At 34.4% G+C, this 12,672-nt stretch carries 11 protein-coding genes; 5 read left to right on the top strand and 6 right to left on the bottom strand.

Features of this window, described 5'->3' with window-relative positions; all coding sequences use genetic code 11:
- The first annotated feature begins 18 nt into the window (after nt 1-18).
- From E0W69_RS04325 to E0W69_RS04310, 4 genes are all read left to right on the top strand, one after another.
- Nucleotides 19-1,425, top strand: a complete 1,407-nt coding sequence (locus E0W69_RS04325; protein ID WP_131328807.1) for an NAD-dependent succinate-semialdehyde dehydrogenase — start codon at nt 19-21, stop codon at nt 1,423-1,425.
- A gap of 95 nt (nt 1,426-1,520) precedes the next feature.
- Complete coding sequence (locus tag E0W69_RS04320; RefSeq protein WP_131328806.1) at nt 1,521-2,987, top strand: aminoacyl-histidine dipeptidase; 1,467 nt, start codon at nt 1,521-1,523, stop codon at nt 2,985-2,987.
- A gap of 88 nt (nt 2,988-3,075) precedes the next feature.
- Nucleotides 3,076-4,056, top strand: coding sequence for a deoxyhypusine synthase family protein (locus tag E0W69_RS04315; RefSeq protein ID WP_131328805.1), 981 nt, complete (start codon nt 3,076-3,078; stop codon nt 4,054-4,056).
- Nucleotides 4,057-4,343: 287 nt separating this feature from the next.
- The gene (locus tag E0W69_RS04310; RefSeq protein ID WP_131328804.1) at nt 4,344-5,735 is read left to right on the top strand and encodes an esterase/lipase family protein; all 1,392 of its coding nucleotides are present in this window, start codon (nt 4,344-4,346) and stop codon (nt 5,733-5,735) included.
- A gap of 39 nt (nt 5,736-5,774) precedes the next feature.
- Here E0W69_RS04310 and E0W69_RS04305 read toward each other — a convergent pair whose 3' ends face one another.
- The 4 genes from E0W69_RS04305 to E0W69_RS04290 all read right to left on the bottom strand — a co-directional run bounded on the left by E0W69_RS04305 (nt 5,775) and on the right by E0W69_RS04290 (nt 9,920).
- Entirely contained in the window at nt 5,775-7,040 is a 1,266-nt protein-coding gene (locus E0W69_RS04305; RefSeq protein WP_131328803.1) for a DUF2851 family protein, read from the bottom strand.
- A 26-nt stretch (nt 7,041-7,066) separates the two neighbouring features.
- Complete coding sequence (locus E0W69_RS04300) at nt 7,067-7,633, bottom strand: hypothetical protein (RefSeq protein WP_131328802.1); 567 nt, start codon at nt 7,631-7,633, stop codon at nt 7,067-7,069.
- Nucleotides 7,634-7,725: 92 nt separating this feature from the next.
- A complete protein-coding gene (gene metK / locus E0W69_RS04295; protein ID WP_131328801.1) occupies nt 7,726-8,979 on the bottom strand; it encodes a methionine adenosyltransferase in 1,254 nt (417 codons plus the stop codon).
- A gap of 119 nt (nt 8,980-9,098) precedes the next feature.
- A complete protein-coding gene (locus E0W69_RS04290) occupies nt 9,099-9,920 on the bottom strand; it encodes a glycogen/starch synthase (RefSeq protein WP_131328800.1) in 822 nt (273 codons plus the stop codon).
- A 107-nt stretch (nt 9,921-10,027) separates the two neighbouring features.
- Here E0W69_RS04290 and panC point away from each other — a divergent pair, with 107 nt between their 5' ends.
- On the top strand, nt 10,028-10,876 hold the full coding sequence (gene panC / locus E0W69_RS04285) for a pantoate--beta-alanine ligase (protein ID WP_131328799.1): 849 nt from the start codon (nt 10,028-10,030) through the stop codon (nt 10,874-10,876).
- Nucleotides 10,877-10,946: 70 nt separating this feature from the next.
- On the opposite strand, the gene E0W69_RS04280 is transcribed toward panC, so the two are convergent.
- Nucleotides 10,947-11,378 carry a c-type cytochrome gene (locus E0W69_RS04280; RefSeq protein ID WP_191967963.1) on the bottom strand — a complete coding sequence of 144 codons (432 nt, stop codon included), beginning with the start codon at nt 11,376-11,378 and terminating at the stop codon, nt 10,947-10,949.
- Between the two features lie 145 nt (nt 11,379-11,523).
- Complete coding sequence (locus E0W69_RS04275; RefSeq protein ID WP_131328797.1) at nt 11,524-12,546, bottom strand: hypothetical protein; 1,023 nt, start codon at nt 12,544-12,546, stop codon at nt 11,524-11,526.
- Nucleotides 12,547-12,672: the final 126 nt, after the last annotated feature.

The following is a 12,672-nucleotide window of genomic DNA, read 5'->3' as shown; positions in this document are numbered from 1 at the left end:
TTAAAAAACCGATTAATTATGTCAACAGTAGTAAAAAAAGCATCCTCTATTAAGACAGTAAATCCATTCAACAACGAAACCGTCAAAGAATTTGACGTAATGAGTAATGAACAAGTGGACCAAATTATCGGACGTGCAGACCAGGCCTTTAAATCATGGAAAAAGACCTCTTTTGAAAAACGCGCCCAAGTATTACATAAAGTAGCAAGTATTCTTCGCACTAAAAAAGAAGAATTAGGTAAATTAGCTACCTTAGAAATGGGTAAATTACTTAAAGAAAGTATTTACGAAGTAGAATTATGTGCCAACATATTTGATTATTATGCAGATAATGGTGCTAAATTTTTAGCAGATCATCCATTAGACACTGCTCATGGAAAAGCATTCTTAGCTTATGAACCAATTGGTGTATTGTTAAGTGTACAACCTTGGAACTTCCCATTCTATCAAATTACCCGTTCTGCGGCGCCTAATATTATGGCTGGGAACACAATGGTATTGAAGCATGCATCAAACGTACCTCAATGTGCGCAAATCATGGAAGATATTTTCTTAGAAGCTGGAGCACCAAAAGGCGTTTATACCAATTTGTTTATTCCAGGTAGAGATGTTGAAAGATTAGTAGCAGATCCTCGTATTGCTGCAGTTTCATTGACTGGTAGTGAACCAGCAGGCGCAAGTATTGCATCTGCAGCTGGTTCTAAAGTTAAAAAATCTACTTTAGAATTAGGCGGTAGTGATCCATTTATTATTATGGAAGATGCAGATTTGGATGATGCTGCGAAAACAACAGTTTATGGTCGTATGTGGAATGCAGGTCAAGTATGTGTATCTCCAAAGCGTGTAATTTTACCTGAAAGTAAAAAAGCTGAATTTTTGGATAAAGTTAAAGCCATCTTTGGAACTTTGAAAGTGGGTGATCCATTAGAAGCCGACACCGATGTAGCTCCATTAAGTAGTGAAAAAGCTGCTGAAGATGTTGCTGCACAAGTTGCAAAAGCAGCTGAGCAAGGTGCAAATGTTGTAATCGGCGGTCATAGAATAGATCGTGCGGGAGCATTCTTAGAACCAACATTAATCACAGATATTACTCCAAAAATGGATGCCTATTTTGAAGAAATATTTGGACCAGTTTATATGTTGCATACTTATAAAAATGTTGATGAAGCAATTGAAATTGCTAATGCGACAGAATTTGGCTTAGGTGGTTCTGTATTCGGAAAAGATACAGATAAAGCAGTGGAAATTGCTCGTCAAATCGATACAGGTATGGTTTATATCAATCACGTAACTGGTATCGCACCAGAATTACCATTCGGAGGAACTAAAAACTCTGGATATGGTCGTGAACAATCTCCTGCTGGAATTTATGAATTTGTAAATGCAAAATTGATTCGCGTTACAGATTCTAAAGCGTTATATTAATATTTATACCGCATAAATTAAAAAGGTTGCCTAAATTTGGCAACCTTTTTTTATGTATAACTGGTTATTGCTTAATGAAATAAAAGAATTAAAAAATGGAAGTAAGAGAATTAGCGCCAAAAGTATTATGGAATCATTTTTCGGATTTAAATGCAGTACCAAGACCATCTAAAAAAGAGGAAAGAGTTCGTCAGTTTTTACTTGATTTTGGCAATAGCTTGGGACTAAAAACGACACACGACGCCATCGGAAATGTCGTTATCAAAAAAACTGCAACTACTGGTTTTGAAGATCGTCCAACAGTTGTGTTGCAAGGTCACATGGATATGGTCCATCAAAAAAACAACGATACAGTTTTTGACTTTGATAAAGAAGGTATCAAAATGTATGTTGATGGAGATTGGGTTAAGGCTCATGGAACGACTTTGGGCGCCGATAATGGTATCGGAGTCGCTGCGATTATGTCCATTTTATCTAGTAAAGATATTGCGCATCCTGCAATTGAAGCATTGATTACTGTGGATGAAGAAACAGGTATGACAGGAGCGATGCAAATTGATTCTAGCATTTTGCAAGGAAAAATTTTGTTGAATTTAGATACAGAGGACGAACGAGAATTGACAGTGGGTTGCGCAGGAGGTATTGATTTAACTACAGAATATGCTTATCAACAAGAAAACATTTTACCAGAAAGCCAATTTTTTCAAATAAATGTAAAAGGTTTAAAAGGTGGTCATAGTGGTGCGGAGATCAATCTTGGTCGTGCCAATGCCAATAAGTTAATGAATCGCTTATTATTTCAACTATGGAAAAAAATTCCTTTTCAGTTAGTGGAAATAAATGGCGGTAGTTTGCGTAATGCAATTCCTCGTGAATCAATTTCTACAGTTGCCGTTAAATGCAATGATGTAAACGCTTTTAAAACTGAAATTACTAGCTTTTTGACAACAATTCAAAATGAATTTAAAGCAGTTGAAAAATCATTGACAATAGTCGTCGAATCCACTCAAATAGACAATGTAAAAGCCGTTGCACCAGAGGATTTGAAAAAAATACTCCAATCTATTTACGCTGATCCAAACGGAGTGTATCGTATGAGTCCAGAAATAGAAGGATTTGTTGAGACTTCTTCCAACTTGGCGCGCGTTATTGTAAAGGATGGAAATTTCCATACAGAATCTCTTTTGCGTAGCGGAGTAGAATCTACCAAATACGATATCGTCAATGCGATTCAATCCAATTTTGAAAATATCGGTGCGACCGTTTCTTTATCTGGAGATTATCCGGGTTGGGAGCCCAATCCGAATTCTCCATTGGTTCATTTTATGGAAAAAACATATAAAGAAGTCTTCCAAAATGAACCACAAGTACAAGCATGTCATGCAGGATTGGAATGTGGTCTTTTAGGTGCAAAATTTGAAGGCATGCAGATGATTTCTTTCGGACCTAATTTGTTGTCGCCACACAGTCCAGATGAGAGAGTGCAAATTTCATCCGTGCAACGTTTTTATGATTTCTTGTTGCACATTTTGAAAGAAATCCCCGCAGATTTAGATAAATAAACTAATGGTTTCATGGTTTATTAACAAACTTTCGGTTCTATTTTACTTTAAAATATTACTTTTGCATTCTAAAAATTTATAAGATAAAATGTCAACAAAAGGACCTATTTCTCAATTTATTGAGCATCATTATAGACATTTCAATTCTGCAGCGTTAGTGGATGCTGCACAAGGTTATGTAAAATTATTAGACGAAGGCGGCAAGATGCTTGTTTCCCTTGGTGGAGCGATGAGTACTGCCGAGTTAGGTATTTCATTAGCAGAAATGATTCGCCAAGATAAAATTCATATTATCTCTTGTACAGGTGCTAACTTGGAAGAAGATGTGATGAACTTGGTTGCTCATTCTCATTATAAAAGAGTTCCTGGGTATCGTTATTTCAATGGGGAAGATGAAGAAGATTTAATCAAACATCATTTTAACCGCGTAACAGATACTTGTATTCCGGAAGAAGAAGCATTCCGTCGTTTGCAAAAACATTTGCATAATGTATGGAAAACTGCTGAAGAAAAAGGCGAACGCTATTTTCCACACGAATTTTTATATAAAATTTTGTTAAGTGGAGAATTGGAACAATACTATGAAATTGATCCAAAAGATAGTTGGATGTTGGCCGCAGCGGAGAAAAATATTCCAATCGTATGTCCAGGATGGGAAGATAGTACCACCGGTAATATCTTCGCAAGCTATGTAATCAAAGGTGAACTGCATCCACATACAGTTAAAACAGGTATCGAATACATGACTTATTTGGTGGATCAATACAAAGATTTATCTTCTGGTCCTCAAGGTTTAGGTTTCTTCCAAATTGGTGGTGGTATCAGTGGAGATTTTCCTATTTGTGTAGTTCCGATGATGGAACAAGATTTGGAATGGGAAAATACACCATTATGGGCTTATTTCTGCCAAATCTCTGACTCTACAACCTCTTACGGTTCTTATTCTGGAGCCGTTCCTAATGAGAAAATCACTTGGGGAAAATTAGCCAAAGAAACGCCATCATACGTAGTAGAAAGTGATGCGACGATCGTTGCGCCATTGATATTCTCCTATGTTTTAGGTAAATAATGGAGATTTTACTTTTTAATAAAAATCCCGAAGTTGAACACTTCGGGATTTTTTATACTAATTTTTTGTATAAAACTTGTTAGTTCGACCTTTATTTAATCTAAGTCAAATAAATTTACATTTCACCTAAAAAAACAAATATTTTTTTTTCATATATATTTTAATTGAATATTTTTAGCTTAGAATTGAAAAATTCGCCAAAATAACGATTGCTATAAATACCCAATTCGCCAGACAGTTTAATTTCAAATTATCTAGAACTTTTGAAACAATAAATGTTTAGCTATATGAAAAAATCCATCCTGCGTTATACGCAATTTATGGGAATCTGTACTCTTTTAGGATTTTCATTTTCCTGTCAAAAAAAAGAAATCATAGAAGAAAAATTTTCTACCACAACTGCATCCACAGAACAAAAAGAAGCTGTGAAAGTTGATCCAACAACCAGCTTAAGAGCCTATAGTGCATCTTCTTTCGCAGTTGTCAACAAAGCAAGTACAGTTGCTGCAAACGGAACCAAAATTCCAATAGTATTTACACAAGGATTATTCGGATTTGGAAGAGAAGAACTCCTTGGATTGAAATATTGGGGAGGAGGTTTTAAAGACTTACAAGAAATACTAAAGTCTAATGGCTATCCAACTTATACATCTAATGTAGGTCCTATTAGTAGTAATTATGATAGAGCGATCGAATTATTTTACCAAATTAAAGGAGGAAGTGTCGATTATGGAAAAGCGCATTCTGATAAATTTGGTCATTTACAAAAAGTGGGAAAAACTTATCCAGGATTATATCCTGAATGGGATAAAAACCATCCAATACACCTTATTGGTCATAGCATGGGTGGACAAACAATAAGGTATTTATTGGGATTATTAGAAAAAGGTAGCGTGATAGAACGATCCATTGATGGACATGCTCCGATTTTTGATGGCAATAGAAAAGGTTGGGTGAAAAGTATTACAACTATTTCTACGCCAAACAGTGGAACATCACTAGAAAACACACTAGGAACAGGGATTGTTAAATTAGTAAAAGATGTTGCTATTTCCCTAGCAAATCTTTCCAATACTACTGGTATTGATAAGGTATTATACAATTTTGATATAGAACAATGGGGTATGAATAGAGATCCTAATGAATCGTTTCTCTCCTATGTAAATAAAATCGGACAAAGCAAATTATGGGCGTCACAAGATGAGGGAGCTTATGATCTAAGTATTAAAGGAGCCATGGAGTTAAACGAATTCGCAACAACCTCTCCAGACGTTTATTATTTTGCACTTTGTACCAAAGCAACCAATACAGGTATACTTACTGGTTGGGAATATCCTAAACTGACTATGTTTGCTCCATGTATTCCTTTGGTATATCCATACGCATGGCCATTACCTCCAGGTGTTGGAAATTACACAAACTCAAATGCGAGTGCAAATGCAGGAGTTATCATTGATAAAAAATGGTGGGCAAATGATGGCTTAGCAAATACATACAGTATGCGCGGACCTATTGGTAGTAAAACGGTTGACTATACTCCAAATATGTCCATAGAGAAAGGAACTTGGTATGCAGAATTATTTAATGGGTATGATCATTTTGATATTGTTGGATTGACGATAAAAGATGTCACTCCATTATATCTAGAACATGCCAAATTATTGAGTCAACTTCAATAAATAGACTAAAAGTAAAAGGTCATCACGATCGATTACCTTTTACTTTTTCAAAACTTGTAATCCAATTGCACAAGAAAGACATTTTTTTGGAATACAATAGTTTTTGTATAAATGAATGAGCGATTGCGAATTACCCGCATTTATATTCAATTTAAATGGCAAATTATTCCAGTGCGCAGTAATTTGATTTTTTTCCGCAGAAATTACTGCCAACCAATCTAAAGCTTTTGTTGTATAAGCATCAATTCCCATAAATTTTCCATAACTAAATACAAAAGGAATAACAGTATTTATGACAATATTATCCTTCATACCTCGTCCTAATTTTTTAGAACTTACTTGTTCGGATATCTTTCCAAATACGAAATGATTGTTCCAATAATTGGAAGCTTCCACGTCAAATAATTTATATACATCTTTTACTGTATTTGCCTCTAAAATTTTAGAAAATAGAAAGGTTTGTTTGACGATCAAGTCTGCCAATTGCGCCAATCTTAAAGTTGGAAAATTTGTTGGACGCATCCGTAATAATTGGATATTTATATGAACTGGAGTTAAATTATATTTCTTTTTTAAATACGAATACTCTTGAAATAATTGCAATTGATTATCATCATTTTCTAAAGATTGAAGCATATTTACCTGTCCAAATAAAAGAGCTTCTACAGATTTGATATTGTTTCGTAAATGGGAAAGAATCTTATTAGGTAGTGAAATTGCAAGTAATTCAAATGCTTCCGCATTTACTTTTAATCCAAAATTATATGCAATAGCATGCCAAAAGATTTCTGCCCAATCGTTATTGTATTGCGACAATTTGGATATAATATGCTCGTATTTATATTCTAATCTTTCGAATGTCAATCGTTCTAACCAATTTTCCCAAGTAAATAATTCTATTTGATGCCAATAATTTTCGCAAGAAATATTGGAAGCATTTGCAAGCATTAAATTTTCATATTTTGCCAATAAATGCATGGAAACCAAAGGCTGTAATTCTAATGTAGGAAAAGGCAAATAAATGTTTTTATCTATCATCCACACAACATGCAAAATCACATTACTATAATTTTCATCTTGACTATGACGATGTTTTTCCCAATCGGAAGTATGAATATGCAATTCAATATTTCCGACAAATAAAGTGTCAGAAATTTGAATTTTTGCATTTATAAAATCAGGCCCTTGATTATCATTTAAACTACCTCTTTTTATAATAGTCAACGGCTCGTCATCAATTGTTTTGAGATTTATAAAATTATAAAATTGATGTTGCCAGATAAATTGTAGGAGTTTTTCAGTCATAAGCAGTTCGTTTGGGAGGTTAGAAATTATTCATTCAATCGGCTATTTATTTTATCATTAATCAATTGAAATAAATGTTCGGGTTTATAAATACGCCAGTTATCAATATCCATCAACTCGATATAATATTGAACCTTGCGTTTTTTAAAGTCTTGCAATGCGGCTTCCGACATATTCAAAAGCACAATCCAACCATTCTCCTCAGCAACTTCCTCATACCATTCTTCATAATAATCAAGATCTCCACTATGATAATTGAAAACATTTTCTCCAATTAAAATGAAATGAAAAATACCATGATGTAACATATTGTCAATCAATTCTCTTTTCAATGTCATTATATCATCTTCAATCGCATCATTCCACTCTCCTATCAATTCAATAATCGTAAAGCCTTGATCATAATCGATGAATAATATTTTCAAATACAAAGTCTTACTTCCAAACTCATCCCATTGCGGATGGATATAGTAATTGTAAACCGTTTGTGAATATTCAAATTCGCTATAAATCCTTCCAAAAAATGGGGAACGCTCATCCTCTTCTGCTGTGTACAAATGTCGCCAATTGTAAAATGGTTCTATATTTTGCATAAATCCTGCCTTTTCAATCTGATATAAAATTACTAAAATAAAAGACCTCCTGATAATCAGGAGGTCTAAAGAATATTTAATTTTTTAATTATTTATTTAGCAAAAGCTTCTTTGATTTTATCGACATAATCGAGCTTTTCCCAAGTAAATAATTCTACATCTTTAGAAATCTTAGTTCCGTCTGGAGCTTCGAATGTTTTTGTTACACTTTCTGAATCTCTACCCATGTGACCGTAAGCTGCTGTTTCACTATAGATCGGATTTCTTAATTTCAAACGTTCTTCTATAAAGTAAGGACGCATGTCAAATATCTGACCTACCAATTGAGCAATTTCACCATCAGTTTTGTTCACTTTGCATGTACCGTAAGTATTTACATAAATACCCGTTGGTTCTGCAACACCGATAGCATAAGAAACTTGTACCAAAACTTCGTCAGCAATACCCGCAGCAACTAAGTTTTTAGCAATATGACGTGTTGCATAAGCCGCAGACCGATCTACTTTACTTGGATCTTTTCCACTAAATGCACCACCACCATGAGCACCTTTACCACCGTAAGTATCTACGATAATTTTTCTACCAGTTAGACCTGTATCTCCGTGTGGTCCACCGATTACAAATTTACCTGTTGGGTTGATATGGTATTTAATATTGTCGTTGAACAGAGCGGTATATTTTGGATATTTTTCTTTAACTCTTGGAACAAGAATATTAATGATATCATTTTTGATTTTTTCCAACATTGCATCATCATTCGCATCAAAATCATCATGCTGTGTAGAGATTACAATCGTATCAATACGAGAAGGTTTGTTGTCATCATTGTATTCTAATGTCACTTGACTTTTTGCATCAGGACGCAAATACTTGATTTCATTATTTTCTCTTCTCAAAACTGCCAATTCTTTCAAAAGCGTATGCGCCAAATCTAATGCAAGCGGCATATAATTATCCGTTTCATTAGTAGCGTAACCAAACATCATACCTTGGTCTCCAGCACCTTGCTCTTCTTTTGTTTTTCTATCAACACCTTGGTTTATATCCGCAGATTGCTCATGAATTGCGGATAAAATACCACAACTATTTGCATCAAACATATATTCACTTCTAGTGTAACCAATTTTTGCGATTACTTCTCTTGCGATTTTTTGTACATCTAAATAAGTATTGGATTTTACCTCTCCGGCCAAAATAACTTGACCAGTAGTAACCAAAGTCTCACAAGCTACTTTACTAGAATTATCAAAAGCTAAAAAATTATCAATTAATGCATCAGAAATCTGATCTGCAACTTTGTCTGGATGTCCTTCTGACACACTTTCAGAAGTGAAAAAGTAAGGCATAATTTTGTTTTAGAATTTTTTAATTGCGGAACAAATACATGTCCAACAATACTTAATTTGTTTTAATATTTTGGGTTGTAAATTAACAACAAAATATCTTACAAAAATCAAATAATATTCTAATCTTCTGTCAATTCATTGTAAAGATTGATATATTCTGTTAGATCACTGTCCCATCCTGGGAAGGTCAATAATTTTTTGCCTTTAGCTTTACTAAATTCCGTAATTAAAGACTCTTCTACAGCATCGGAACCAAATATAACGGCATCTGAATGAGTAGCACCACCACGCAACATACTGTGATTGTCAGCAGGTTTAAATGGCTCCAAATCTTTGGCTTTTATTGCCGCTGAAATATGTGCATGTTTTACAAAATCAGCACCCAATGTTTCTTCAAATATTGGAGCACCTAAAGTGTAAATTACTTTACTGTGAGCAAAAACAGGTTCTTTTTTGTACGTAGTTTTCAAATATAAAGGCACTAAACTGCTCATCCATCCACTACAATGAATAATATCTGGAGGCCATCCAAACTTTTTCACTGTTTCCAATGCACCTTTACAGAAAAATATAGTTCTCAGATCATTGTCATCAAACCAATTTTCTTCTTCATCATGAAACAAAGATTTTCTTTTGAAAAAATCTTCGTTATCTAAAAAATAAACTTGTAATCTTGCATTCGGCAAGGAGGCAACTTTAATCTGAAGAGGATAATCATCACCGTTGACAGAGACATTGATTCCAGACAATCTAACAACTTCATGTAATCTGTGGCGGCGTTCATTTATGATGCCAAATCGAGGCATGATACACCTCACTTCAAAGCCAGAATCGTTGCTTTTAATAGCTAATTTGTTGATAATCTCAGCATATTCAGTCAATTCTAAATATGGTGACATTTCTGTAGCTATAAATAAAATACGTTTTTTTGTATCAGACATTTCTTTTACCTATTTGGTATTCAAACCTTAAAAACAGGCAGCAAAGGTACGAAAAATCATTGGAATACAGATTGTCGTATTATTGTGGTCCAATTAAATTAATTAAAATGATCATTTTCAAAAAAGTTGCGGATATTCAAAACTATATCTCCATACAAAAAGAAAAAGGAAAATCCGTTGGCTTTGTCCCTACTATGGGAGCTTTACATGAAGGTCACATATCCCTCATCGAATTTGGGAAAACACAATCCGACTTTCTAATTTGCAGCATATTTGTTAATCCAACACAATTCAATGATAAAAATGATTTTGAAAAATATCCGATAACCATAGATGCAGATATTGAATTGTTAGAAAAAAATCATTGTGATGTCTTATTTCTACCAAGTGTGGCAGAAATGTACCCCGACGGCATGGAATTAAAAACGCATTATGACCTCGGAAATATTGAAAACCTCTTGGAAGGCGCATTCCGACCTGGCCATTTTCAGGGTGTGTGCCAAGTCGTGGAAAGACTTCTTCGCATCGTTCTTCCTGATAAACTATTCATGGGACAAAAGGATTATCAGCAAGTAATGGTTTTAAAAAAAATGATTCAATTGCAAAACCTGGACACAGAATTGATCATGCTTCCAATAAAAAGATCACAAGCTGGGCTAGCTCTTTCTAGTCGCAATGCAAGATTAAATCAAGAAAATTTAGATCATGCATTAACGATCATTAGAGTATTAGAAAAAATAAAATCAAATATTTCAAAAAACACATTTGAAACTTTAAAAAAGGATGCAGAAGACACGCTTTTAAATAACGGTTTTGAAAAAATAGATTATATCGAGTTGGCACAACAAGAAGATTTACAGTCTTTACCAATTTGGATAAAAGATACACCATCCATTATCTTAATCGCCGCATGGATCGAAGGCGTAAGATTAATCGATAATATACTGATTGATTAGATTTAAAAAATTAAAAAGCCACTCAATACTAATTGAATGGCTTTTTTTGGTGAACTTCAAATATTAAATATTAATCTTTTTCAGGTGCCACAAATGCCTCTGGATCTTTATTTCCACGATGGCAAGTTCCACAAGTTACAATGTTTATTGTGTCTGGTCGATTTGATTTTTCAAAATTAAATTCGTTTTTATTTATGTTTTGTGTCATTGTGATCATATGGCGTGCATATGTTTTTTGAATAACATCATCACTTGCAAAGTCCAACCTTTTAGGATCTGAACTACTTTTAGCATGACAATAGCCACATTTTACACCTAATGCCGCACTATATCCCTCCATTAAATCATGCAAACTATCTCTACTAATCGTCGTAGGTAAAACTTTTAAATTTTTAAATCCAGGAGGTGTTGCATTTTTATAAGATGCAGTAATAACTAGCAAACCAAACACAAAGACACCCAATAATACAGTTTGTCTTTTATTTTTAATGAAATTGTTCATACACGCAATTTTTATGTAAATATAACCAATTGTCATAAAAATGCAAGAAAATTGTCATTTTTATGTCATATAAAATTATTTTACAAAAAAAGAGCGTAATCATGTTAATGATTACACTCTTTTTTATAGAATCTCAATAATTATTTTATCTTCTACCACCACCGCCGCCGCGGCCTCCTCCAAATCCACCGCCGCCGCCAAAACTACGACCACCGCCACCGAATCCACCTCCACCAAAGCTACGACCTCCACTATTAAAAGAAGGTGCACTACTCCTTTGGAAAGATTGTTGATTCATTGGTCTCGAGAAAGACTGTTGACTTCTACTAAATGATCCGGAATTATTATTAAAACTCCTATTAAATCCACTTGCCCTTGTGAATGAACCATTGGAATTACTAAAACGACTAAATGACGACCCTCCACCTTGGTTAACAATACGAGAAGATCTATTAAATCCATTGTTGCTAATCAGACGATTATTACTAGCATTAGAGGAAATATTTCTGACGAATAAATTATTGCCACCACGATTAAAACTTCTGCCACCCGCTCTATTGAAACCTGCAACATTATTACCCCTTGCAAAACTATTACCCGAGCCTCCTCTAGAAGTGAATCCGCGACTACCTCTAGCAAAACCATTACGAACTACATATGGAGAATAGTATCCGCCGCCGCCCCAATAGCCGCCGCCCCAGCCCCATCCAGAGCCCCAACCGTAATATCCAGGCCATCCGTACATACCACCCCAACCGTAATACATACTTCCCCAGCCATAATAGCCACCCCAACCATAACCAATGCCTATCCCCCAACCAAATGGAGAATAACCCATACCGTAAGACCAACCAGGATATAACCCTACTCCCCAAAAAGGATCACCGGCATAAAAGCCTGATCCATAATAATATGGATTATAAACATATCCATTGTTATAATAATTATTATTGAAATCAATCAATGGCTCATTATCACCTCCAGTTGTATCGTCATCTACCACCACATCATTGCTATTGCCATATTGGTTATAATTCTGTTGAGAGCGATTATATTGTCCATTGGAGGCATATGTGCTTCCAGTTCCGGCTGCAGGATTCTGATAAACAACAGTACAACTGCTTAATGCAGCAATTGCAATACCTGTTAAGATTAAACCCCTTTTCATAAATTTTCTTTTTAATATTTATAAGACACCAAAAAATCTAAAATGTTTAATAGTTTCTTTACTTTAAACAAAGTTACTACTTTTGACCTGCTTTTAACGAAATAGTTACAAACAAAGTGTACATAA

The sequence above is a fragment of the Rhizosphaericola mali genome, from assembly GCF_004337365.2.
GTDB classification, from domain to species: Bacteria; Bacteroidota; Bacteroidia; order Chitinophagales; family Chitinophagaceae; genus Rhizosphaericola; species Rhizosphaericola mali.
Note: the sequence above shows the minus strand (reverse complement) of the source record. Positions and strands in the feature narration are given on the sequence as shown.

Coding starts and splice junctions, on each gene's coding strand:
- metK (WP_131328801.1), bottom strand. CDS start 8,979: ATGCCTTACTTTTTCACTTCTGAAAGTGTGTCAGAAGGACATCCAGAC.
- E0W69_RS04300 (WP_131328802.1), bottom strand. CDS start 7,633: ATGCAAAATATAGAACCATTTTACAATTGGCGACATTTGTACACAGCA.
- panC (WP_131328799.1), top strand. CDS start 10,028: ATGATCATTTTCAAAAAAGTTGCGGATATTCAAAACTATATCTCCATA.
- E0W69_RS04320 (WP_131328806.1), top strand. CDS start 1,521: ATGGAAGTAAGAGAATTAGCGCCAAAAGTATTATGGAATCATTTTTCG.
- E0W69_RS04280 (WP_191967963.1), bottom strand. CDS start 11,378: ATGAACAATTTCATTAAAAATAAAAGACAAACTGTATTATTGGGTGTC.
- E0W69_RS04305 (WP_131328803.1), bottom strand. CDS start 7,040: ATGACTGAAAAACTCCTACAATTTATCTGGCAACATCAATTTTATAAT.
- E0W69_RS04275 (WP_131328797.1), bottom strand. CDS start 12,546: ATGAAAAGGGGTTTAATCTTAACAGGTATTGCAATTGCTGCATTAAGC.
- E0W69_RS04325 (WP_131328807.1), top strand. CDS start 19: ATGTCAACAGTAGTAAAAAAAGCATCCTCTATTAAGACAGTAAATCCA.
- E0W69_RS04315 (WP_131328805.1), top strand. CDS start 3,076: ATGTCAACAAAAGGACCTATTTCTCAATTTATTGAGCATCATTATAGA.
- E0W69_RS04290 (WP_131328800.1), bottom strand. CDS start 9,920: ATGTCTGATACAAAAAAACGTATTTTATTTATAGCTACAGAAATGTCA.
- E0W69_RS04310 (WP_131328804.1), top strand. CDS start 4,344: ATGAAAAAATCCATCCTGCGTTATACGCAATTTATGGGAATCTGTACT.